We start from the raw sequence: 24,779 nt of genomic DNA, 5'->3' as shown, positions 1-24,779 counted from the left end.
CCCAAGGCATGCGCGCCAAGGGACCCCGCCCCCGCACCGCCCTCACGACGCGTCCACCGGCTCCCCGCCCGCCGCGCCGTCCCCGAGCCGATGCCCGCACTCCTCGCAGAACTTGGCCGAGGCCGACGTCGAGGCCGTACCGCACCGCGGGCACTCACGCGGCGGCAACAGGACGTCGAGCACCGGGAGTTCGACCGGGCCCACCCGGGGCGCCACCGTCTTCGTCGAGTCGACCCCGATCCGCTGGATCTCCGCCCGGGAGACATCGCGCCGCACCCGCAGCCGCCCGTCGGGGCCGGTGGTCGCCAGTGCCCGCAGCAGCCGTAGCCGCACGGTGTCCCGAAGGTCCTGCGCGAGGCCGGTCGCCAGGCGCAGTTCGTGGTCGGCGCGTTCGGGGTCGCCGCGCAGGTGGGCGTCCGCGCAGGCGCGCATCGCCATGCCGAGTTCGCGTTCGTTCTCGACCCGGGTGAGTTGGGCCGACCTGGGAATCCCGAAACCGGGTGTCGAGCGGCGGCGTACGACCATGGCCGCCGTGTCGGAACACGGCCCACGCGTGCCGTCGGGGCGCTCGGCGTGCAGGGTGATGCGCGCGGCGCGCAGGTCCTCGTCGACGGTGAGGGCGTGGGGGTCGAAGCGCAGGGAGACGTGGTACTGGCGGGATTCCGGGGGCCAGGAGCCCAGCGGGACATGGGTCTCGCCGTCCTGCGACTGGCGTGCCGTCAGGTCGGCCTCGACAGGGCGGGTCTGGCGTACGAAGGCGAGCTGGAACCGGTCGTTGAGGCGCAGGCCCAGGTAGACACGGGGCACGACGATGCGTTGCGCCTGGCGTACGAGCCGGGTGAAGTCCTCGGTGAGATCCGAGACGCTGACGACGGCCGCGGCGGTGCCGTGCAGGGCCTCGGTGATGCGCAGCAGCTCGGCGTAGTGCCAGTCGCCGCCCACGCCCCGGGCGTCGCACACGAACTGGTCGGTGCAGGCGGTGAGTACGTCCCCGAGCTGCTCGGGTGTCTCGTGCTCGTCCTTGCCGTCCGTGTAGAGCACCGCGTGGCGCACGGTGCCGGGGGCGGCCACCGACGTGAACAGGTGCTGGGCACACGTCAGCCACTGCCCGATCGCCGTACCGCCCTCGGCGAACTGGCCGACGACCCGCAGCTTGGCGTCCTCCCGTGTCAGGGCGTCGACGCGGGCCAGGCCGCCGGTCGCCGGGAAGATCACCTCGGCCTTGTGGTGGCCCGCGACGATCCCCAGGTGGGTACCGTCCCGCAGGGTGTCGATGGCCGCGCACAGCGCGCGCTTCGCCTCGTCCAGCTTCCGGCCGGACATGGACAACGACCGGTCCATGATGAGGATTTCGGCGCCCGGCCGGTCCGGGAGCGCGTTCGCTTCGCCGTCCGCGGCGGAGCGTGCCGTGACGGTGACGAGGGCGTCCGCGCGCTGCTCGTCGTGGGCCAGATCCGAGGGTGCGTCCACTTCCAGGGCAAAGCTGAGCCCCAAGGGCGACCTGTCCCCCACCGGCACCACCCGATCGCGTCGCTGCGTGTCCCTTACGGAGCGTGTAACCGTCCCTTACCTGGCGTATCAGGAGCTTAGCGTCCTGGGTGCTCCTCCGAAACGGGATTCACCGGTTCTGCCGCGTCGTCCGGCCCTTCGCCACCGCAGCGGGGGACGCAGCCGGTTCGCCAGGTCCACCAGTGCGACGTACTCGCGCTCGGTGGGCGCGTGCGGGCCGAGTTCGCGGATCGCGTCGGACAGTTGCTCGCGGTCGCGATGGTGCAGGAAGTGCGCGTACCTGATCTCCGCGCGCAGTCCCGCGGCCGCCGCCGCGTCCACGTCGAGGCCGTCCAGGCCCGCCCCGGCCCGTTCCAGGTCGTCCCCGGTCGGCTCCCGGTGGGCGGGCTCGTCGAGGATCACGACGCTCAGGCGTACGGCCGCCACGCGCGCCTCGCGTTCGTAGCGGAACTCCTGCGCCAGCCGTACGGCCGTGCCCACCGCCTCGGTCCGCTCACCGGACAGCAGATGGACGCGGGCCAGGCCGAAGCCGGCCGCGCCGAGTGCGGGGGTGGTGTCGAAGACCGCGCTGTAGCGCGACCGGGCAGCGGCGAGGTCGCCCCGCAGCTCGGCGCACAGGCCGAGGGCGAGCTGCGGTATCAACTCGCCGGGAACCGCCTCCCGAACGGTGCCGAACGCCTGGGCTGCCGACCGCGCGTCCTCGCGGGCCAGTGCGATCAGGCCGGAGTACCAGGCGTGCAGCCAGTGCCAGTCGGGCAGGCCCGCCGCCGCGAGCGTCCGCTCCGCCAGCTCCGGGTCCTTTCTGCGCAGGGCGAGCCGGCTCTCCGCCAGGGCACGTCCGGCCGAGCCCGCCATGTCCGGGGCGTCCGGGTCGGACAGCGGGGCCGGGAGCGCGGCCGCGATGTCGCCGGGCTCGGGGGAGGCGAACGGCGCGCGCATCGTCAGCGTCGCGTCCTCGCCGGGCCGCGCCTCGACCCAGTGGGCCAGCGGCCGGGCCGCCCCGAGGCCACCGTGCAGGGGCTCGGGCATCGAGCCGAACAGGGCCGACGGGCGGGCCACTTGACGATGGACCGGCGCCGCCGCGACGACCTGCCGGATGACGCCGCTGAGCTGTTCCGCGAACTGCCGCGCCGACACGAACCGCCGCCAGGGCTGCTCGGTGTCGGTGGCGCGGTCCAGCAGCAGCCGGAGCGAGTCGACGCCGGGCACCGAGCGGTCGGTCCAGCGGGAGTGGCACATCTCGCGCAGGGTCATGCCGAGGGAGTACAGATCGAAGCCCGGCGTCGGCCGCCGATGCTCCGGATCGCCCTCAGGGGGTGCGTACGGCGGCGTGTACGCCACGACCGGCCCCGCGTCCTTCTGGCTGCGCACCGCGCCGAAGTCGATGAGCCGGACCCGGTCCAGCGTGCCCGCCGGGCTCCGCTCCCGGAACCGGATGATGTTCAGCGGTTTGACGTCGCAGTGCAGCAGGCCCCGGGCATGGAGATAGTCGAGCGCCTGGAGGATGCGGATCCCGTGCGCGAGGAGGGCCTCAAGACGGTCGCCGTCACCCGCCGAGAGCGGTACGCCCGGGACGTACTCCAGGACGAGATGCGGGCCCTCGTGCTCGTAGCCCAGGATGCGGACGATGCTGTCGTGCCGGAGCCCGACCAGGACGTCCCGTTCGTGCAGGGCGGTCCTGGCGACCGACTTGTTCAGGGCCTTGAGGACGACGTGGGTGGCGAGGTTGCGGTCATGGACGAGGTAGGCCGCGCCGTACGCGCCCGAGCCGAGGACGCGTTCGACGTCGTAGCGGCCGGCGATGGTGAGGCCGCTGGGCTGGGCGAAGTCGAAGCGGGTGCCGCAGCGGGGGCAGAAGCCCTTCGTCCGGCCGGGTTCGCCGGCAGAACCCCGGCCGACCGGCTCCCCGCAGGCAGGGTTCGCGCAGAAACGATGCTCCTCGGCGACGGGCTCCGCCGACCGCAGCGGTACGTCCGGGACCTCGGGACCCCGGTCGGAATCGACCAGGCCGAGCCCGTACCAGGGGTCCGGCCGCACCTGCGCCACGCCGACGCCCGCTCCCCGCACCGGCTCGGGGACACGCACCGGCTCGGGGACACGGGCCGGCTCGGGGACACGGGCCGCCGGAGCGGCCGGGTCCCGCGGCAGCGGACGCCGGTCGCACGCGTCGCAGAAGCCCTGCTCATCGATCTCGCCACGCCCGCAGTCGGGGCGATTGCACATCGGCACGGCGTCACCCTTCCTCGATACGGCGGTTGACCTCGTCCACATACCGGCCGACCGTCCGGCGGACGGCCGCGAGGTCGATCGGCACGGTCTGCAGCGCGCGGGCGGCCGGGGCGTGCAGTTCGGCGAGCCGGCGGTCCTCGTCGCCGAAATACCGCGCCGCTCGGAGCCGGTGCAGCTCCAGGGTCGAGGAGAGGTCCTGGTGGGCCCCGGCCAGCCGGCGCACCTCGCGGTCGTACCGGGCCACGGCCGCCCGCGCGGCGACGGCCCGGTCGTGGACGGCGGTGAGTTCGGGACTGGGCTCCGTCACCCGGGCGACGGCCAGCCGGACCCGCAACTGCGGCGCGGCGCGGGGCGGCAGCCGGGGCGGGGCGAAGAACCGCACGCCCCACTCCTGTTCCAGCGCGGCCGCGGCGTCCTCCTCGGCGCCGAGCCGGCCGACGACCCCCTGGGCGTTCGCGGCGGTCACGGCACCGACGGCGGGCCCGCGCATCGGTTCCGGGTCGAGGGACACGTCGTGGGCGAGGCCGTCCGGCGGCGTGCCCTCGAACCCGAGGACGAGACGGATGCCCCGCGACCGGGCACGTCCCGCCAACTGCCCCAGCAGATCCCGTACCAGCGCATCCGGGTCCTGCGCCCGGTCCACGCCGCCCACCACCAGACAGGCGGGCGGCCGGCGCCGCAGCAGCTGCCGCGCCACCGCACGGGCGTCCCCGCCGGGGAGCCCGAACCGGCGCGTGAGGTAGCCGCACACATCGGCGACCGACCTGCCGCGGGCGTCGTAGGCCGCGTCGATGACGCCCAGCCCGAGAACCGTGTCGCCGGGCGCGCCGGTGAGTTCGTCGTCGGAGACGGTCGCCCGGGCCGCCGGGTCGGCCGTGCGCACGAGACGCACCAGCCAGGAGTCGCCGACCGCGGTCGTACCGCCGGTGCCGACGGTGACGGTGCCCGACCAGCCGCTGTCGAGCAGCCGGGTGAGTTCCTGCGTCAGGGCGAGCCGCAGCGGGTCGCCCAGCACGTCGTCCGTCAACTCGCCGCGGGTGCGGCCGAGTTCGTCGGCGGGGTCACCGTCGAAGAACCCCAGCTCGCCGATGCGGGGCAGATACGACAGCACCGTCTCGGTGGGCAGCATCCAGGCCGCCTTCGCGTCTCCGTCGACGTAGTCGGCCACCACGATGCCGATGACGCGCCCGTCGAACTCCCCGCCCAGCGCCATCACTCCCGCGCCCGAATACCCCGGCTCGATCCACGGATCGCCTTCGCGCACCCGCTTCAGCAGCCCCCACTCGCCCTGCCGGCCACCGGACCCCGCGAGCCGCGCGTCCGTCCCCATGCCGATCGGGTCGGCATGGGGAAAGCCGTACACGCGCACCGAGCCGCCGGAAATGGGGGCCTTCCACAGGGTGGTGCGGGTGCCGCACCCGGCCGGTTCGTCGAGTTCGAGCAGGGCCACGTCGCCGCGCTGCGTGTCGTTCCTGTGCACCCAGGTGTCCGGCGCGACATGCGCGATGCGGCTCCACTCCGGGCGGCACGCGACGCTGCTGATCCGCACGTGAGCCGTGGTGCCCCCGGGGCCCGCTCCGGCGTCCCGGACGACATGCGCGCAGGTCAGCACATGCCGGTCGTCGAGCAGTACTCCGGCGCCGCACGGCGTGCCGTCCTCGTCGTCCACCCTCACGCGCCATGGACCGTCACTGTGGTGATGCAGCGCCATATGCCCACGGTATGGCAACGGGCGCCACATCGACCCGAGTTGTCAGGCCGGGTGAGCTCCGTCCCTCAGCCATCCGGGTTCCCGGCGGTGTCGAGTCCTTGCGCTCCTTCCGCGTGCAGTTCCAGGCTCACCGCCAGCTGGATCTGGGCGTCGACCCAGGCCGGGACGGCCGCCGTCGCGCCGTCCCGGTGGAGGACCGTGACCAGGTCGCGTATCAGGCGGGCGGCCGAGTGCAGACCGGCGCGTTGGAGTGCCGCCGCGCTGTCGGTCAGACGAGTGCGGGCCGGCGCCGTCAGCCGGCGCAGGCCGTGGTGGGGCGCCTGGGCCAGGGCGGTGAGGGCCGATTCGAGAGCCGTGGTGATCGGGTCGGTGGGGCGGGCCCGGGCCATGGCGAGTGCGGTGTCACCTTCCCCCGGGGCGAGGTCGGGGATGATCACGCCCTTGCCGGTCAGTACGGCCAGCGGGTCCAGCACGATCCTGCCGTGGGCGCGGTTCAGCATGCCGCTGACGCCGTGGACCTCCTCGTCGCCGAGCGCGGCGGCGAGCGCGTCCAGTCCGCCGGGGCAGAGGGGGTTGTACGCGGCGCGGACCAGGATCTCGTTGCCGGCCGGGTCGCGTACGACCGCTTCCAGCCGTTGCGCGGCGGGGTCGTAGCCGACGGACTCCACGGCCGCCACTTCGACCACCCGCACCGACTCCGCCTGGACCCGCGGGCGGATCAGCCGGGGCGGCCGTTCGCCGGCGGCCCGCAGATGCGCGGCGGTGTCCCGGAGCAGCAGGCTGCCGGGCAGTTCCCGCCAGGCCGAGCCGAGCGGGGTGACGCTCGTGGCGGCGATGCGGCCCCGGGAGATGGAGACGGTCCGGTCGGCGGCCCGTGAGGTGTGCTCGCTGACCACGTTCGCGGTGGCGAGGGTGCGCAGGGGCGAGCCGAGCAGGCGGCGGCCGGCCAACTCGTGCCCGGAGAGGGACTGGTCCTCCGTCAGCTCCCAGCGCTTGCGCAGCACCAGCGCGATTCCGGCTTCGGCGTGGGCGAAGTACGTCTCGGCGGTACGGTCGCGCGCCGTGCCGCCGATCCGGCAGCCGAGCGCCACCAGCCGCACCCGGCGCAGCGGAGTCTGCGGTGCCTCCTTGGTGCCCAGCGCTCCGACCGGGTCGTGGCCGGCGGCGCGGTGCCGGGCGTGCAGTTCGGCCAGCAGCAGGGCGAAGCGCTCCGCCTCGTAGTGCGTGCCGCGTGTGGCGTACGCGTGGACCTGCTCCCGCAGTTCGGCCACGGCACCGGCGGGCCAGTGCAGCAAGGCGCCGGTCAGCGCTTCTTGGGCGCGGGCGAGGGAGCCGGCGAAGACCGGGCCCGCCTGCTGGACGCCGTCCAGGAGGAGGTCGTCGGCGAGGCCCAGGGCGGTGCGCAGGGGGCCGTCGGTGAGGTGTGCGGTGGCGGTGGGGGTACGGCCGCCGACGCTTACCTCGGTGGTTCGGGGGGTGTTGGGCGTGGCTGTGGGTGCCGGTGCCGGTGCCGGCGTGGGCGCTGGTGCGTGCGTGGGTGCCGTGGCAGCTGGGGTGGCTGCGCCGGCTGCCGTCGTCGCCCCGTCCGTGCCGTCCGCGGCCCGGAACGCCCAGACCGCCAGGACCACCACCTCGCCGCGCAGGGCGGCGGACGCGTCGGTGAGGGCGTAGCCCAGTTCGTGGGGGACGGGGAAACGGACGGTGCAGGTGGGCAGTTCGACGCGGGGTTCCGGGGCGGCGGCCGTGGGGCGGTGCAGTCGGGCGACGTAGCCGCGGTCCTTGACGCGCTGGGCGGCGGAGAGGGCGGCCCGGCCCAGCGCGGCGGTCAGCGCGTCGTCGTCGAACTCGGCCGGCGTCCAGTCGACGAACTCGGCCTCGGCGGCGGGCGAGTCATCTGCCGGGGCGGACTCGGCCGTGCGCTGATGCGTGCGCTGATACGCGAGCACCAGTCCGATGCGGTGGCGGCACACGCCCGTCGCCGCACAGCCGCAGTCCGCCGTGTCCAGGCCGAGGCCCGGTGGGAGAGCCGTATCCGTCCCGTCCGGGAAGCGTCCGCGTACGGTGCCGTCGTCGGTGACGGTCACCTCAGGGCCGGAGCCCGCCTTCACATCCTTCTCGGCACGCTTGACGAGGCCGCGGTTGGCGAGGGAGGCGAGTGTCTGGGGAGTGAGGGCGAGCAGATCGGTGCGGAGGGTCGTCGGCTGTGTCATCTGAGTCATCTGTTTCATCTGAGTCATCCGAGACCTCCCAGTGCGCCCTGTCCGCCGGGTCCGCCCTGTCCTCCCCGGCCGACCTTCTCCGCCACGAATTCGGCCAGCCGGCCCGGCGTCATCGCGCCCACCGGGGCGCCGACCTGCGCCAGCCGCCCGGCCAGACCGCGGTCGTAGACGGGGTCGGCGGCCTCGTCGAGGGCGGCCAGGCACAGCACGGTGGTGCCCTGCTCGACCAGTCGGCGCACGGTACGGACCAGGCGATACGGGTCGCCGCCCTCGTAGAAGTCGGAGACCAGGGCGACGATGGTGCGCCGTGGGTTCTCGACCAGGGAGGCGCCGTAGTCGACGGCCCGGGCGATGTCCGTGCCGCCGCCCAGCTGCACTCCCATCAGCAGCTCCACGGGGTCGGTCACCTCGGACGTCAGGTCGACCACCTCGGTGTCGAAGGCGACCAGGTGGGTCTTCAGGCCCGGCAGGCTCCACAGGCAGGCGGCGGTCACGGCGGAGTGGATCACCGAGCCGGCCATGGAGCCCGACTGGTCCACCAGCAGCACCAGTTGCCACTGTTCCAGGTGGCGACGGGTGCGCGAGTGGAAGTGCGGGCGCTGGATGAGGATGCGGCGTTCCTCGGGCTGGTAGTGGGCGAGGTTGGCGCGGATGGTGGTCCGGAAGTCGAAGTCGCGGGCCAGGGACAGCCGGCTGGGGCGGCGGGAGCGGGAGCCGGTGAACGCGCGGCGGACCTCCGGGCGCAGGCGCTCCATCAGCTGCCGTACGACCGTCTCGACGATCCGGCGTGCCGCGGCCAGCACTTGGGGGTTCATCAGGTGCTTGGTGCGCAGGACGGCGCGCAGCAGGGTCTGGCTGGGCTCGACGCGGGCGAGGACGTCCGGGTCGGTGACGATCTCGTGGATCCCGTACTGCTCCACGGCGTCCCGCTCCAGCCGCTCCACGGTCTCCTTCGGGAACAGCCGGTGGATGTCGTCGAGCCAGTCGACGGCGGTGAGTTGGGATGGCCCGTCGCCGCCCTCGCGGGAGTCGGACTTCGACCCGCCTCTGCGCACCCCACGACGACGCAGGTCCTCGTCACGGCCGTAGAGCCAGTCGAGCGCGGCGTCCCGGGCGACGGCGGAACCGCGCAGCTGCCCGGTGCAGCGCTCGGCGGGGGAGCCGAGGATCAGGCGCCAGCGTTCGAGGGCGGGGTCCGGCGAGGCGGGGTCCGGGGATGATGGGTCCGGCGAGGCGGGACTCGGGGAGGTGGGCTCCGGCGAGGTGAGGTCCGGCGAGGTGGGCTCCGGCGAGGTGGGGTCCGGGGAGGTGGGGTCCGGCGAGGCGGGCGGCTGCTTCGGTGTCGGGGAGTTCATCGCACCGCCCCCAACCCGTGCCGGTCCAGCAGTCGGGCCACGTTCTCCTCCAGGGCTCGGGCGCGGGCGAGTTGCAGCGGGTCGGCGGTCGTCCGCAGCAGGGAGCGGGCCGAGCCGTGCTTGCCGCGCCGCTGAAGCAGGCGTTCCGCGATGCGCTCGCGTTCGCGGGGCGGAAAGAAGGCGAAGGCCTGGCGGAGGGCGGGCAGGCCGGTGAGGAAGTCGTCCTCGGCCATCGCGGCGACGATGCCGTCCAGGACGTCGATCAGGGGCGCGCCGCCGGCCTCCGCGCCGCCGGCATCCCCGTCGGCGACCCCGTCGACCTCCGCGCTGACCTTCCCGGCAGCCGTCGCGTCTGCGGGGACGCCGGCCGTCGCACCGGCGGCCACTTCCTCGCGGGCCAACGCGAACAGGCCCGCCAGCCAGTCGCCGAGAGTGTCGGTGGCACCGGCCGCAAGTGCCTGGACGGCCGTCGCCGGGTCGTCCGGGACGCCCAACGCCCAGCGCAGACCGAACGCGGCGCCCCGCAGGTCGGCCGGGGCACGCCGGTCGCGGCCGATGCGGGAGGCGGCCTCGGCGGCGGCTTCACGGGTGACCGACAGCAACTCCGGGGCGTGCAGCAGCGCGTCGCGCGCGGCGGCCAGTGCGCGCAGCCGCGCGAAGTCCACGCCAGGGCCGCCGTGCAGCCCCTCCGCCAGCCAGAACACGCGGTCGGCGGCGCCCGCGACAACGCTGCCCAGCAGCCGGCCGCGGGCCACGCCGAACACCCGGTCGTGCCGCCACAGCCCAAGCGCCGCCGTCAGTACCTCGCCCAGCGGCCCGAGTTCCGGGACCTGGCCGACCTGCTTGGCGAGCAAGTCCAGCAGTTCGTCGCAGAGCGGGCCGACACCGCACAGCACCGCGTCGAACAGCAGCCCGGCGAGCGGTCCGGCGTCTGTGCCGACCGCGCGCGCCCGCTCACCGAGCAGCACCGAGGCCGCCTCGTCCAGCCGCGCCCCGTACGCACCCGCCTCGATGAGCGCGGCCTCCCGCCCGCTCGCCGGACCGGGCTCCCAGCGCTCGGTGAACACCGGATCGGCGCCGTCGGACGGGCCCGAGACCCGGGTGAAGCCGGGGACGCCCAGCATGCGCAGGCGATGCAGGACCCGGCTGCGCGCCAGGCCGTCCGGGTCGGTGAGGTCCAGGGTGAGGGGCCCGTCCGCGTCGGCCAGGCCCAGGCGGGCGAGCTGTTCGGTCACGTCGTGCACGAGCGGGGGCAGGGGTGTGCCGGGATGCAGACGGCCCTCGGTCCCACCGGCGCAGGCGGCGACCATCTCCACCACGACCGGATGGCTGCCGGCGCCGAGCGTGCCCCTGCCGGTCCACGGCAGCGGCTGCTCCAGATCGTCGCTGATCAGCGCACCGGCCAGACCGTCGAGGACATCCACCCGGGTCTCGTACGGATGCCCCCGCATCAGGGCCAGCCCCTGGGCCAGACCGCGCGCGGCGATCAGGTCGGCCGTGGACACCGGGATCCTGCGGGCGCGCAGCCGCTCGGCGACGGAGCGCAACAGGCCCTGCGCCGCGGCGCCCGCACCGCCTTCCCACAGCTGCTGGTAGTAGCCGGGCGAGGGCATGCCGGACTGGTAGCCGGAGAAGGCGTCCAACTGCCGGAAGGAGTAGGGCACCAGAAAGCTGCCGCCGAGAGCGCCGTCCGGCGGGGCGGGGACCTCCGGCCAGTCGGCGGTCCCGTCGGACCCGCAGTTGCCAGGGCCGCCGGCCGGGAACGACAGCGCGCGCAGCGCCGGCTGGTGGAAGCCGCCGGTCACCACCAGCACGGGCCGCTCCCCGGCGCGGGCCACCGCGGCCCGTACCCAGGAGGCCATGTACTCCTCGCGCGCCCGGTCGCCGGGGTCGGCTTCGGCGTCGCCGCGGACCAGCTCGAAGTAGGCGTCGAGGCGGGCCCGGAGGCCGCCCGGGTCATGCGGCTCGGCCCCGACGCCCGGTTCGGCCCCGTCGCCCGGCTCGGCGACCTCGAACAGCCCGTCCCACAGTGCGTCCACCGAGTCCACGGCGAAGTGCGCGCACAGCCGTCGCGTCGCCTCCGTGTACCTCGCCTCGGCGTCGGCGTAGCGGTTGGTCTGCCGGTCGGCGCGTTCCGCGAAGGCCGGATGCCAGGCCGGCAGGTCGATGAACCGCACGTCCGCACCGGCGGCGCGACCGTCCCGCAGCGCGATCCACTCCGGGGAGTAGTCGCACAGCGGGGCCCACGAGGTCGCGACGCGTGTCTCGTCGCGGTAGTGGCTGAAGACGGCGACGGGCAGCCGGTGGCCGAGCAGCAACTCGTCCAGCCGGTCGTTCATGTCCGCCGGGCCCTCCACCAGGACGTACGCCGGCCGCAGTGTCTCGATCGCGTGTCTGACAAGACGGGCACACGCCGGCGAGTGGTGCCGTACGCCGAGGAAGACAGCGGATGCGACAGCGGGCGGCAGCACGCCACCGTCCCTTGATGTGCCCGGCATATCAGTCCGCCAGCAAATGCCGTGCGTCGTGCAGCGCCTGCCACTGCGCCCCCTTGCGCCGCGGCACGTCCTGCTCCAGGAACCGCCGGAGCCGCGCGAGGTCCTCGGGACTGTCCTTCGCGGCCGTGCCCGCCAGGCTCGTCACCACGTCGGCCGCGCTGCCCGGCTCGCCGCGCAGGAACCAGCCACGCACCCCCACCGCGTGCGCGACGGACACGGCCTCGGCGGTGCTCATCACCGTGGACATCCGCTCGCCCCGCTCCGCCGGGCCGCGCAGTTCCCGGAACGTGCCCACCAACACCTCCAGCACATCCCGGCGCGGCGCCGCCTCCACACCCGACTGCCGCAGCAACGCCGTGGCCTCGGCCTCGACCAGCGCCAGCTCGGTGTCGAAGTCGGGAATCGGGAAGACCGTCTCGAAGTTGAAGCGACGCTTGAGCGCGGCGCTCATCTCGTTGACGCCCCGGTCGCGGGTGTTGGCGGTGGCGACGACGTTGAAGCCCTGCCGGGCGAACACCATGCCCTGCGGCCCGTCCAGCTCGGGGATGGCGATGACCCGGTCGGACAGCAGCGACAGCAGGCAGTCCTGCACCTCCAGCGGGCAGCGGGTGATCTCCTCGAACCGCACGATCCGGCCCTCGGCCATGCCGCTCAGCATGGGCGCGGGGACGAGGGAGCGGGGCGAGGGGCCCTCGGAGACCAACAGGGCGTAGTTCCAGGAGTACTTGATCTGGTCCTCGGTGGTGGCCGCGCCGCCCTGCACGGTGAGCGCGGAACTGCCGCTGACGGCCGCCGCGATCAGCTCGGACAGCAGCGACTTCGCGGTGCCCGGCTCTCCCACGAGCATCAGGCCGCGGTTGGTCGCCAGGGTGACCAGGGCGCGCTCCACCAGGGAGACGTTGCCGACGAACTTGCGGCTGATGCCCGCCCGTTCGTCGCCCACGATGAAACGGCGGGCGGCACGCAGGCTGAGCTGCCAGCCCGGCGGGCGCGGGTCGCCGTCGCCGGCGCGCAGGGCGGCGAGTTCCGCGGCGTGGCGGACCTCGGCGGGTGGGCGCTGGAGCTGCTCGTCGGCGCCTTCGACGGTCACGGTCGCGGTCACTTCGCGGTCACCTCGGTGAGATCGGCCAGGATTTCGGAGGCGATGACGGGGTCGAGGCCGCCGAAGCGCAGCTTGTACTCGCGCCTGCGCCAATAGTCGTCCGGCCTGGTGTCGAGAAACACCGTCTCGAACTTCTGGTCGCCGAACTCCTCGACCATGCCGACGGCGATCCCCGGGTCGAGTTCGATCACCAGGTAGCGGTCCGTGGCCATCCGCCGGGAGAACCAGCGCTCCACACCCGCGTCCTGCGGTGTGCCCCGCTCCCAGCCCCGCTTGGTCAGGCCGAGCAGCTTGCCGACCGGTGCGCTGGCCCCCTCGAAGCGGGCCAGCCGGTGGCCCGCGGACTCCTCCTCGGTGAGCGCGTGCACGGCCCGGCCCAACTGCGGGAAGGGCTGCAGGATCTCGTAGTCGGCGAACAGCTCCGACCAGGCGCCGAGATCCTCACCCAGGTGCAGCGGATGTGCCAGGCGGACGCTCGCCTCGTCGGACAGCGTCAGCTCGTCGTCCTCGACGTCGGCGAACGTACGGTCCTCCGCGACCCGGAACGCCGTCACCTCGCCGTCCACCTCGCTGAGCCAGACCAGGCGCCGCACCAGATGCCACAGCAGGGGATGCGCCACGAACAGGTCCCGGAACTCCGCGCCCGGCCAGGAGCGCTGGGCGACCATGGCCGCCTCCAGCCGCCGCACCTGGTCGCCGGCGACGGTACGCACGTCCTTCTTCAGTGCCGCGAACCGCTTGCGCTCGGCCGGCGCGAGCTCCGGGTCGTCCTTGGCGGCGGGCGCGGGCAGGGCCTTGCGGGGCTTGCCGTCGGCGTCGCGGACGTACGGCCGCAGCTGCTCGTCGAAGCCGACGGTGAACTGCCGGGTGCCGTAGTCGATGACGGTGCTGCCGTCGGCGTCGAGCCCGAAGTCGGGGACGAGCCGGTCGCCCAGCTGCTCCGGCGTGAGGCCAAGTCCCTCGGCGACCTCGGCGATCTTCTCCTGGGCGCGGACCTTCAGGGCCTTGAACGGCACCCGCTGGGCGATGCCGTGCAGATGCAGCAGCGCCACGTCGGTGCCGATCGTCGCGAGGACGTTCAGCCCCTCCACGGCACGGTGGTGCGCTCCCTCACCGGGCCACGCGCGCAGCACGGGAGTGAGACGCCGGACGGTCTCGTCGTCCCCGAGCCAGCCCAGGGTGTGCAGCGCCCAGCTCTCCTTGGGAGGCATCCCGGCGAGCCGCCACTGCTCGAACAGGCCCCAGGCGAACACGGCGAGGGAGTCGGCGGCGCAGTGCTCGGTCAGCACATCGAGGCCGGGGTAGACCTCGCCCGGCTTGGACACCGCCAGGACGGTCAGGGCGTGCCGTACCGCGTCGGAGGGCAGCGCGCCGCCCTGCTTCAGCAGGATCTGCGGCAACAGAGCGGGGTCGGCCCAGGCGCCCACGGCCGGCATACGTGCCGGAAGTGCGCTCTCCAGCGGATCGGCGGACAGCAGTTCCCCGACGATGTCCGTGGCCTCCTGCCCGCACTCGGCGACGGCCTTCAGCACCGCCTCGCCGCCCTGGGCGTCCGCCACCAGCCGCAGCGCCTGCTCGGCGCCCCGCCGCACGACGCCGGGCTTGCCCACCGCGTGGGGCACGAGGTACGGGACGGCGGCCAGAGCGTGCCGCGCCAGCCACGCGCGGGCCGTCGCGTCGGCCGACTTCAGACGGGCGAGCCAGTCGCACACCAGCCCGGCGACCTCGACACTCAGATACGGCAGGACCGGCGCCCCCAGAGTGGAGGGATGCCGGGCTGCGGCGTGCAGCAGCAACGGCAGGGCGTGCACCTCGTGCTTGGCGGCGACCGGCTTGAGAGAGGACTCGCCGTCCCAGTAGTCCTTCGGGGCGCAGACGGCCAGCAGCGGCCGGACGACGTCCGCGGGCCCGTCGACGAACAGCCGGACGTCCCGGACGTCCTTCAACTGCTCGCCCCGCTGGAGGATTTCGATCTCCTTGCTCCAGGTGTACTTCTTGCGCCACTCGGCGTACCAGGACTTGGTACCGGCCCACTCCTCCCGCTCACCCGGCAGCCACGCCACCCGGGGCTCCGGGACGACCGGCGTCTCGTCCGCCACGCGCGCCTTGCGGGCCGTACGCCTCTTCGCCCACGGCGGGCTGACCAGCAGCGTGGGCAGCGCCTCCGGCGGGGCGTCGGCGACTCGGTCACTGCTGGTGAGCATCGGTTCGACGAGTTCGGCGACGGCGGCGGGCAGGTCGGACAGCACGGCGGCCGTCAGCTTCCGGTGCGTATGGACGTGCGCGGCCAGCAACTGCCCGGCCATCGACGCGTACTTGGCGGAGCCGAGCGCAGCCTTGCCCAGCAGGCGCAGCGCGCGGACCGGGTAACGCCGCATCGCCTCCAGCAGATGCGGGCGTACGTGCTTGTCCTCGACGCGGGCGAGGAGGATGCCGAAGGCGTCGTCCGACGGCAGCTCGACCAGGGCGCCGGCGAGGATCTTGGTCCGGTCGGAGCCGTACGCAACGTCCAGCCCCTCCTCCAGCCGTGGCGCGAACGCGGTGCCGGTGCCCTCGGTGAGCGTGGCGACGAACGCCATCGACCAGCCGCCCCAGTGCAGATGCAGCCTGCTGCCGAAGTGACCGAGCTGATCGGGGGAGCCGATCGAGCAGAGCAGCATCTCCCGGAGCAGCGGGTCGTCCACGACCTCGCCCGTACAGCACTCGGCGACCCACTCCCGCTCGCTGGGCACCAGATAGGACACGACGACGCGACGACGCTCCGCGTCCCGGCACTGCGCGAGCGCGGCGACGGCCGCCCCGTACGAGTCCTCGTCGGCCGCTGCGAGCAGGGACCGCATCCGGTCCGCGAAGTGGGGGCGCGCCCACTGGCCGTCGACATAGCCGCCGACGGGCCGGAAGCGCAGCCGGGGATCCTGCCGGTTGATGCCGTACTGCAGCCAGTAGGCCTCGATGTCGAAGTACTCCACGACCGCACGAGCGGCGAAGGCCAGGCCGTGGTCCTCGACCCAGGTGTCCACGAAGACCCCGCTGGGGAGTTGGTAGTGCACGGTCAGCGCGGCCAGGGCGGCCGCGCCGAGGGGGCTGGGGCTCCCGCTCAGATGCGCGCGGGCTGCCTCGACGATCCGGGCGTCGCTCTTCGGGGAGGAGAGCATCTGCTCGATCCAGTCCGCCTCCTCCTTCAGCCGGCCGGCCACCAGTTCCTCGGCGTCCTTGCGCGGCGCGACGGCGCCACGCCTGATCCCGCCCCGCCTCGGATGGACCAACCGCCGCCAGGCGGCCGGTACTTCGAAGGTCTCCTCGTCGGGCAGGACGATGTCATCGGGCAGGACGATGTCATCGGGCGGGACGATGTCATCGGGCGGGACGACCTCATCGGGCGGGACGACCCCGTCCGGCGACGCCGCGGGCGTGTCCACCGCCGGCGCCGACTCCACAGCCTGCGCCGAATCCTTGGCAGCGACCTCCGCCGCGACCTCCCGATACCCCTTGCGTTCCTTCTCCGCGATCACCTTCGCCAGATGGACTTCGGCGGCCTCGGCCGAGTCCAGCTCCTTCACCTGCGTACGGCCCGCCGCGCCAACTCGCCCGTAGCGCACGGTGACAGCGGCGCCCCCGGCCTCCGCCTCCCAGAACTTCGCCGAACCGTCCCCGACAAACTCCCAGCGCCGCACGGCCCCTCCCCTTCGCCGACCCCCCGGTCGGTGATCGTTCGATCAATTGGCCGCCACAGTAATGGGGGCCACTGACAACGGGATGGCGGCGTGAGCGTGGGGCGGATCGGTCCGGAGGCGATGTCAGTGCCGGCTGCCATGATCCCCGCATGGACTACGAAAGGGACGCGGCGCACCCCGACTTGTCGCAGGTCACCGCCGAGGAGCTCGGCGGCATGCTCGTGGAGACGTACCAGGTGGACGTCTCGGAACGGCACGCGACGACGAGATTCCGCGCCGCGATCGAGGAGGCGGCCGGGGAACGGCAGCCGCGCTACACGCCGGACGTGTGCCGCCGGCTGTTCGGGATGCTGGTCGAGATGGCCGAGCAGCGCGGCTGGGCGGACCTCACCTTCGGCCTGGCCACGCTGGAGTGCTGCGCCGGCCCGCTGCCCGACGTGTCCCGACCGGCCCGCCGACTGGTCGGGTTGCTGCTGGAGAAGGGCACCGTGCGACAGCCTTATGCGCTGCTCGCGGTCGCGGGGCTCGCGGACGAGGCGACACTGCGGGCGGCCGTGGAGCGCCTCTCGCAGGACGTCGGACCCATCGTCGCCGACGAGATCGCCGTCATCGCCGCCCTCGGCCGGGCCGAGCGGGCGCGGCTGTCCGAGATCGACCGGAGCGACAGGTTCAGCTCGCCGCCGCCGTCGCTCACGGACGCCTGGCGCGGTGCGGCCGAAACCGCCGCCTACGTGGCGTTCGCCCGCCGTGCTCTGGAAGCGGCGGCCGACCGCACCGACGCGATCCGGGCGGGGGAGATCCCCTACCGGGCGGACAAGGCGTTCACGGACCGGGAGGTCGTCTCGCTCGGGCAGGCCGCCCGGGTGGCGCTGCTGCGCGACGAGCCATGGCTGCCCGAGCTGTTCGACCGGCTGCTGCCCGGCGTCGCCATCGCCCCGACGCCGGCCAGGACCGTGCCGTCGCAGGCCCTCCTGTACGAACTCGTCCGTGCCGCACAGGACTTCCCCACGCCCGAGCTGGTGACCGCGATACGCACCGTGCGCGGGAACGTCCGGCACGCCGGAGTGCCCAAGCAGCTCGACAAGATGCTCAAGAAGGTCGAGGCAGCCCTCGCCGAGCGCACCGACGTGGCGCTGCGGCTGCCGAGGCTGGGGTTCGGCGACGACGGCGTGCTGCGCAGGAAGGCCGGCGACTACGAGGCCGTCGTCACCGTCGCCGAGAACGCGACGTTGAGCTGGGAGAAGGACGGCCGCCCACTGCGCAGCCTCCCCGCGCCGGTCCGCCGCGACCACGCCGCCCTCGTCAAGGAGCTGCGCGAGCTGGTGAAGCGGGTGAACGCCCAACTCGTCACCCTCGCCCGGGCGCTGGAGGGCGGCTTCACGGTCGACGCCGTGCACCCGTACGGCTGGTGGCGCGCCGAGCTGGCCGGACATCCGCAGGCCCGGACCCTCGTACGCCGCCTGATCTGGGAGATCGAGGTCGCGCCGGGGGAGTGGCAGGCCGTACTGCCCGAGGCGGGTGACCTGCCCGACGCACCCGACGACGCCGCCGTGCGTCTCTGGCACCCGCTCCGCTGCGGCCCCGACTCCGTGCGGGCCTGGCGGGACCTGCTCAGCGAGCGGCGGATCCGGCAGCCGTTCAAGCAGGCCTTCCGGGAGATCTACCTCCTCACCCCGGCCGAGGAGGAGACCCGCGTGTACTCCAACCGCTTCGCCGCGCACCTCGTCCACTACCGCAGGATGTTCGCGCTGCTGCGCGCCCGGGGCTGGACGAGCGGCCGGGTCGGCCCCTGGGACGACGGGGACGGCGACGCGGCCGAGCGCACCCTGGCGGCGGGGGAGTGGCAGGTGCGCTTCCTCCACACCTGGTACGACTGGGCCGACGGCGACGAACTGGCTTCCACCGACCAGGTCCGCTTCGCCCGCCGGGGCGACGGTGCCTGGCGTGAGGCGCCGCTCGCGGACGTGCCCCCGCTGGTGTTCAGCGAGGCGATGCGGGACATCGACCTCTTCGTCGGCGTGACCTCCATCGCCGCCGACCCCGACTGGACCGACGCCGGCCCCGGGCGCACCTACTGGGAGCGGGCCGGCTTCGCCGAACTGACCGAGAGCGCGGCATCCCGGCGCGACGCCCTGGAGCGGATCGTGCCCCGGCTGAAGATCGCCGACCGGTGCTCGCTCGACGGCCGCTTCCTGGTCGTCCGCGGCGACCTGCGCACGTACAGAATCCATCTCGGCTCGGCCAACATCCTGATGGAACCGGACGGCAGCTACCTGTGCGTCGTCCCGGATAGGGACAAGCGGGACAAGGGCGACGGCAGGGTGTTCCTGCCGTTCGAGGACGACCGGCTCTCGCTGATCCTCAGCAAGGCGTTCCTGCTGGCCGCCGACACCCGGATCACGGACGGATCGATCCTGGCGCAGATCACGAGAAGCTAGCGCGCCGTGGATGGCAGGATGCGGAGGACGCGACGAGAGGGGCTGGAAGGGGCCGGGGCGCGATGGGGCGGAGTGAGCGGGAGACGGTGGCCCGGGGCGGGCGGTTGTACGAGGCGGCGCAGGCGGTGGCCGGTGACCACGCGCGGGCCGTCGCGGCCGTACGGCAGGCCCTGGAGCCGATCCATGACGACCTGGCGCGGCGCGAGCTGGACGTCATCCCGGTCGCCCGGCTCAAGGACGTCACCGAGGGCAGGCTGCGGCTGGGCGAGGTGGAGAAGGGCGGGTTCCGGACGGTCGGGCAGGTCCTCGACGCCGGGCCGTACCGGTTGCGCCAGCTGCCCGGGGTCGGACAGCAGACCGCCGACCAGACCGTGGCCGCCGCCCGGCGGATCGCCGACGCCGTACGGGACACCATCGCCGTACACATCGACGTGGACAGCCCGGAGCCCCGGACCACCGCACTGGTGATGGCGCTCGGCGTGCTGGTGGAGGCGGGCGACGAGGCACGGCGGGCTGTCGACGCGGCCGGGGCGCTGACCGAGCGGCTCGGCCCGCTGCTGGCCGAGGCCGGGCCGGCGACCGGGCGGCTGCGCATGCTGTTCGCCGGGCAGGCCAAGCGGGAACGGGCGCTGGCGGCCGTCGCCGAGATCCGCACCCTGACCGAACAGGCCGAACGGGACGGGGTGCCCGAGCTGCTCGCCCAGGCCTCGGTCGACCTGCTGCGCCGCCCGGAGTCCGAGGTGGCCGCCCTCGTCGATTTCGAACTGCGCTCCGCCGAGTACTACGGCCTGCTCGCCGAGCTCTCCGGCCGCGCTCCCGATCCCGCGGCGGCCGAGGGGTTCCTGCCGGACGAGGTGGCGGAGCGGGTCAGGAACCAGACGCTCGACGACACGCACCGCCGGGTCTCCCTCCGCGGCTACCAGGCCTTCGGCACCCGCTTCGCCCTGGCCCAGCGCCGGACGGTCCTCGGCGACGAGATGGGGCTCGGCAAGACGATCCAGGCCATCGCCGCACTGGCCCACCTCGCCGCCGAGGGGCAGAGTCACTTCATGGTGGTCTGCCCGGCCAGCGTGCTGATCAACTGGACCCGGGAGATCGAGAAGCGCAGCGCGCTGCACGTGACACCGCTGCACGGCCCCGAACGGCAGGAGGCGTTCGCCGACTGGAAGGGCCGGGGCGGCGTCGCCGTCACCACCTTCGACGCCCTGCGCGGCTTTCCGGTGCCGGGCGGCGGCGAACTGGGCATGCTCGTCGTCGACGAGGCGCACTACGTCAAGAACCCCGCGACCCGCCGCTCCAGGACCGTCTCCGAGTGGGCGGAGCACTGCGACCGCGTGCTGTTCATGACCGGCACCCCCATGGAGAACCGCGTCGAGGAGTTCCGGAGCCTGGTGCGGATCCTGCAGCCGGGCCTGGCCGAGTCCGTCGACGAGCACGACGGCGTTGCCGGTTCCAAGGCGTTCCGGAAGGCGGTCGCGCCGGTCTATCTGCGCCGTAACCAGCAGGACGTCCTCACCGAACTCCCCGCGCTCCAGCACACGGACGAGTGGGAGGAGCCCAGCGCGGCGGACGAGGAGGCCTACCGCGAGGCCGTGCGGGCCGGCAACTTCATGGCGATGCGCAGAGCGGCGTACGCCCGCCCGAAGCGGTCGGCGAAGCTGGACCGGCTGCGCGAGATCGCCGAGGAGGCCGCAGAGAACGGGCTGAAGGTAGTGGTGTTCTCCGCCTTCCGGGACGTACTCGCGGTCGTGCGGGAGGCGTTGGTGCTCGCGGACGTCCCGGGAGCGGCGCAGCCGTCGGATCCGGCGGAAGACGGACGGGGCGCCGAAGGGCTCAACGGGCGGCTCAACGAGCGGGTCAACGGGCGGGTCAACGGGCGGGTCTTCGGGCCGATTTCGGGGAGCGTGCCGCCCGCCCGCAGACAGCAGCTCGTCGACGACTTCGCCGCCGCGCCCGGCCATGCCGTGCTGCTGTCGCAGATCGAGGCGGGCGGAGTGGGCCTCAACATGCAGGCAGCGTCCGTCGTCATCCTCTGCGAGCCGCAGCTGAAGCCGACCGTCGAGCATCAGGCGGTCGCCCGCGCCCACCGCATGGGCCAGGTCCGCTCGGTGCGCGTGCACCGCCTGCTGTGCACGGGCGGGGTCGACGAACGGCTCGTGCGGATGCTGGAGAACAAGACCCGGCTGTTCGACGCGTACGCCCGCCGCAGCGCGGTCGCCGAGTCGACACCGGACGCCGTCGACATCTCGGACATCGCCATCGCCCGCCGCATCGTCGAGGAGGAGCAGGCCCGGCTGGGCACCACCCCGGCAACGGAGCCCGCCACGGAAGGGGCGTGACTTCCGGGCGACGAGGGGTCATGACGACGTACGAGGGCCCGCTCCCACCTCCCCGGCCCTGCGCGGTCAAGACCGCCCCGCCGCCCGGCGACAAGCCTCCGCATACGCCCGTACGAGCGGCCGCCCGGCATCCTCGCGCCGCCAGGCCAGCGCATATCGGCTCGCCGACAGCCCTCGCACCGGACGCGTCACCACCGAGCCCAGAGAGACCAGCGGGGCGTTGCCCGCGGCCACCAGGCAGACCCCGAGCCCCGCGACCAGCGCCTCGTACGTCTCCTCGGTGCTCGCGATCTCCGCTCCGATGCGCGGCAGGCGCCCGCCTCGCTCCTCCAGCGCCAGCCAGTGGTCACGCAACGGCCCCGCGCTCGCCGGCAGGGCGAGGAACGGCTCCTCGAACAGGTCCGTGAAGTCGACCTCCGCGCGGGCGGCCAGCGGATGCGCCTCGGGCAGGGCGACCAGGCGGGGCTCCTCCACGACCACGGTCCAGCCGTAACGTCCGGCGTCCGGCAGCGGCAGCCACACGAAGGCCACGTCGGCCTCACCGTCCGCGAGGCCCGCTGTCGGGTCGTCCCAGCTCACCTGCCGCAGCCGCAGGACGGTCTCCGGGTGCGCCGCGCTGAAACGGGAGCGGATCGCGGGCAGCAGCCCACCGCGCCCCGGACTGGTGCTCATGCCCACGACCAGCGTGCCGAGTGCCGCCGCCCGCGCGGCCTGAAGCGCGTCCGTTCCCTCCGACCAGGCGTCCAGCACCCGTCGGGCATGCGGCAGCAGGGCCGTGCCGGCCTCGGTGAGCGTCACGCCCTGCGGCTCGCGGCGGAACAGTTCCACGCCCAGCTGCCGCTCCAGCGCGCGGACCTGCTTGCTGAGCGCGGGCTGGGAAACGTACAGCCGCTCGGCCGAGCGCGTGAAGTGCAGTTCCTCGGCCACCGTCACGAAGTAGCGCAGGTCCCGTAGATGAACATCCATCGCCATAGCCATCGGTTATCAGCGTGGGTCTTGGACGGGCAACCCCGTTGCGCAGCAGGCTGGTCCACATCACGGCGGTACGAGATCACGGCGATACGAGATCACGGCGATACGAGGAGCTGTCATGAACAAGGTGTGGCTGATCACCGGTGCGACCAGCGGCTTCGGAAGGGCGATCGCTGAGGCGGCGCTCGCCGGGGGCGACGTGGTGGTCGGTGCGGCACGGCGGCCCGAGGCCCTGGACGACCTGGTGGCCGCGCACCCCGACCAGGTCGAGGCGCTGCGCCTGGACGTCATGGAGACGGGTGCCGCGGAAGCCGCCGTACAGGACGTGATCGCGCGGCACGGCCGGATCGACGTCCTGGTCAACAACGCGGGCCGCACCCACGTCGGCGCCTTCGAGGAGACGACCGAGCAGGAGCTGCGCGAGCTGTTCGACGTGCACGTCTTCGGGCCGGTCGCCCTCACCCGGGCCGTGCTTCCGCACATGCGCGAGCGGCGCTCCGGGGCGATCGTGCAGATGAGCAGCATGGGCGGGCAGATGTCCTTCGCGGGCTTCTCGGCGTACAGCGGAACGAAGTTCGCGCTGGAGGGGCTGTCCGAGGGGCTCGCGGACGAGGTCGCCGAGTTCGGCATCAAGGTGCTGATCGTGGAGCCGGGTTCCTTCCGAACGTCCCTGTTCGAGACGGGGCGCAGGGGGACCAGCGCGGACAGCGGCCTGTACCCCAAGGTGAGCCGGACCCGCGGCCTCGTCTCGGGCGGCGACGGCACCCAGCCCGGCGACCCGGCGAAGGCGGCGGCTCTGATCCTCGCCGCACTGGAGTCCGACCGCACCCCGCTGCGCCTGCCTCTCGGCGACGACGGCGTCGACGCCGTACTCGGTCACCTCGACCAGGTGCGCGGCGACATCGCGGCCTGGGAGAAGCGGACCCGGGCGACGTCCTTCGACGACTGACCTGATCCGGCGAACTCGGCAGAGCCCGACGGGCCGAGTTCGCCGTGCAGGCCCCTTGTGTAATTCCTGTGGAGCCCTCAATCTTTCGGCTGACGCACAGGTGCGGCACAGACATTTGACAAGACATTTGACATGTTCCTGTCTACCTCGTGCGTGCACCCGTGCAACCCCCACCAGCGCACCACCGATTGAGGAGGACCCCTCAGATGGCAGTGATGCGTACTCCCCACAGCACGGCACGCCGAAGACTGGCTCTGCTCAGCGCAGCGGCCACCGCGGTGCTCACCGCAGGCCTCGTCTCCGCACTCCCCGCCGCGGCCGCTCCCGAGGGCCGTATCCAGTACGCGGGCGCGGCCGACGCCGTCGCCGACAGCTACATCGTGACCCTCAAGGCGGACCACGCCCGCTCAAGCTCCAAGGCGGGGCGGACCCTCGTCGAGGGGTACGGCGCCGGTATCGAGCGCACGTACAAGAAGGCCCTCAACGGCTACGCCATCGAGGCATCGGAGGCGGAGGCCAAGGCGCTCGCCGCCGACCCGGCGGTCGCCTCGGTCGTCCAGAACCGCACGTTCAGCATCGACGCCACCCAGACCAACCCGCCCTCCTGGGGCCTGGACCGCATCGACCAGAAGAACCTGCCGCTGAACAGCTCGTACACCTACCCGGACTCGGCCGGGCAGGGCGTGACCGCGTACGTCATCGACACCGGCGTCCGCATCACCCACAGCGACTTCGGCGGCCGTGCCTCCTACGGCTACGACGCCATCGACAACGACAACACCGCCCAGGACGGCCACGGCCACGGCACGCACGTCGCCGGCACGGTCGCGGGCAACGCCTACGGTGTCGCCAAGAAGGCCAAGGTCGTCGGCGTCCGCGTGCTGAACAACTCCGGTTCCGGAACGACCGCCCAGGTCGTCGCCGGTATCGACTGGGTCGCCCAGAACGCGGTCAAGCCGGCCGTCGCCAACATGTCCCTCGGCGGCGGCGCCGACACCGCCCTCGACACGGCCGTACGCAACGCCATCGCCTCCGGCATCACCTTCGCCGTCGCGGCCGGCAACGAGACGACCGACGCCTCCACCAGGTCTCCGGCACGCGTCACCGAGGCCATCACGGTCGGCGCGACGACCTCGACCGACGCCAAGGCGAGCTACTCCAACTACGGCTCGGTGCTCGACCTGTTCGCGCCGGGCTCCTCCATCACCTCGACCTGGAACTCCAGCGACTCGGCGACCAACACCATCTCCGGTACGTCGATGGCGAGCCCGCATGTCGCGGGCGCGGCGGCGCTCTACCTCGCCGACCACCCGACCTCCACCCCGGCCCAGATCTCCTCGGCACTGACGTCCGCCGCCACGACCGGCGTCGTCACCAGCCCCGGCACGGGCTCGCCCAACCGGCTCCTGTACGTCGGCGGCGGTACGACCACCCCGCCCGGCCCGCGCTTCGAGAACACCGGTGACTACGCCATCGCCGACAACGCCACGGTCGAGTCCGCGGTGACCGTCTCCGGCGTCTCGGGCAACGCGCCCGCGGCCCTGCCCGTCGAGGTGCACATCGTCCACACGTACATCGGCGACCTCCAGGTCCAGCTGATCGCCCCCGACGGCACGGCGTACACGCTGAAGTCGTACGGCACGGGCGGCAGTTCGGACAACATCAACACCACGTACTCGGTGAACGCCTCCTCGGAAGCGGCGGCCGGCACGTGGAAGCTGCGCGTGAGCGACAACGCGAACTACGACACCGGGCGGATCGACGCCTGGGCGCTGCAGTTCTGA

At 73.3% G+C, this 24,779-nt stretch carries 13 protein-coding genes; 4 read left to right on the top strand and 9 right to left on the bottom strand.

What is annotated here, in order from left to right; genetic code table 11:
* Nucleotides 1-42: 42 nt before the first annotated feature.
* The 8 genes from OG331_RS19040 to OG331_RS19005 all read right to left on the bottom strand — a co-directional run bounded on the left by OG331_RS19040 (nucleotide 43) and on the right by OG331_RS19005 (nucleotide 16,297).
* On the bottom strand, nucleotides 43-1,494 hold the full coding sequence (locus OG331_RS19040; RefSeq protein WP_406197730.1) for a VWA domain-containing protein: 1,452 nt from the start codon (nucleotides 1,492-1,494) through the stop codon (nucleotides 43-45).
* Between the two features lie 84 nt (nucleotides 1,495-1,578).
* Nucleotides 1,579-3,732 carry a tetratricopeptide repeat protein gene (locus OG331_RS19035; protein WP_406210119.1) on the bottom strand — a complete coding sequence of 718 codons (2,154 nt, stop codon included), beginning with the start codon at nucleotides 3,730-3,732 and terminating at the stop codon, nucleotides 1,579-1,581.
* A gap of 10 nt (nucleotides 3,733-3,742) precedes the next feature.
* On the bottom strand, nucleotides 3,743-5,449 hold the full coding sequence (locus OG331_RS19030) for a serine protease (RefSeq protein WP_406197728.1): 1,707 nt from the start codon (nucleotides 5,447-5,449) through the stop codon (nucleotides 3,743-3,745).
* 65 nt (nucleotides 5,450-5,514) lie between these two features.
* On the bottom strand, nucleotides 5,515-7,668 hold the full coding sequence (locus OG331_RS19025; RefSeq protein ID WP_406197726.1) for a hypothetical protein: 2,154 nt from the start codon (nucleotides 7,666-7,668) through the stop codon (nucleotides 5,515-5,517).
* A gap of 14 nt (nucleotides 7,669-7,682) precedes the next feature.
* A complete protein-coding gene (locus OG331_RS19020; RefSeq protein WP_406197724.1) occupies nucleotides 7,683-9,023 on the bottom strand; it encodes a VWA domain-containing protein in 1,341 nt (446 codons plus the stop codon).
* Nucleotides 9,020-11,494, bottom strand: a complete 2,475-nt coding sequence (locus OG331_RS19015) for a DUF5682 family protein (protein WP_406197722.1) — start codon at nucleotides 11,492-11,494, stop codon at nucleotides 9,020-9,022. The genes OG331_RS19020 and OG331_RS19015 overlap by 4 nt, the downstream gene beginning before the upstream one ends.
* 28 nt (nucleotides 11,495-11,522) lie before the next feature.
* Nucleotides 11,523-12,623: an AAA family ATPase gene (locus tag OG331_RS19010; RefSeq protein WP_406197720.1), complete on the bottom strand. Its 1,101-nt coding sequence runs from the start codon at nucleotides 12,621-12,623 to the stop codon at nucleotides 11,523-11,525.
* Entirely contained in the window at nucleotides 12,620-16,297 is a 3,678-nt protein-coding gene (locus tag OG331_RS19005; RefSeq protein WP_406197718.1) for a DUF4132 domain-containing protein, read from the bottom strand. The genes OG331_RS19010 and OG331_RS19005 overlap by 4 nt, the downstream gene beginning before the upstream one ends.
* Before the next feature lie 149 nt (nucleotides 16,298-16,446).
* Between OG331_RS19005 and OG331_RS19000 the strand changes: the two genes are divergently transcribed.
* The gene (locus OG331_RS19000) at nucleotides 16,447-18,735 is read left to right on the top strand and encodes a DUF4132 domain-containing protein (RefSeq protein ID WP_406197716.1); all 2,289 of its coding nucleotides are present in this window, start codon (nucleotides 16,447-16,449) and stop codon (nucleotides 18,733-18,735) included.
* 62 nt (nucleotides 18,736-18,797) lie between these two features.
* Nucleotides 18,798-21,074, top strand: coding sequence for a DEAD/DEAH box helicase (locus tag OG331_RS18995; protein WP_406197714.1), 2,277 nt, complete (start codon nucleotides 18,798-18,800; stop codon nucleotides 21,072-21,074).
* Between the two features lie 66 nt (nucleotides 21,075-21,140).
* Here OG331_RS18995 and OG331_RS18990 read toward each other — a convergent pair whose 3' ends face one another.
* Entirely contained in the window at nucleotides 21,141-22,046 is a 906-nt protein-coding gene (locus tag OG331_RS18990; RefSeq protein WP_406210116.1) for a LysR family transcriptional regulator, read from the bottom strand.
* Nucleotides 22,047-22,164: 118 nt separating this feature from the next.
* Between OG331_RS18990 and OG331_RS18985 the strand changes: the two genes are divergently transcribed.
* Both OG331_RS18985 and OG331_RS18980 read left to right on the top strand, forming a co-directional pair.
* Nucleotides 22,165-22,995 carry an oxidoreductase gene (locus OG331_RS18985; RefSeq protein WP_406197713.1) on the top strand — a complete coding sequence of 277 codons (831 nt, stop codon included), beginning with the start codon at nucleotides 22,165-22,167 and terminating at the stop codon, nucleotides 22,993-22,995.
* A gap of 206 nt (nucleotides 22,996-23,201) precedes the next feature.
* Nucleotides 23,202-24,779, top strand: coding sequence for a S8 family peptidase (locus OG331_RS18980; RefSeq protein WP_406197711.1), 1,578 nt, complete (start codon nucleotides 23,202-23,204; stop codon nucleotides 24,777-24,779).

The sequence above is a fragment of the Streptomyces sp. NBC_01017 genome (assembly GCF_045162795.1).
Taxonomy (GTDB): Bacteria; Actinomycetota; Actinomycetes; order Streptomycetales; family Streptomycetaceae; genus Streptomyces; species Streptomyces machairae.
Note: the sequence above shows the minus strand (reverse complement) of the source record. Positions and strands in the feature narration are given on the sequence as shown.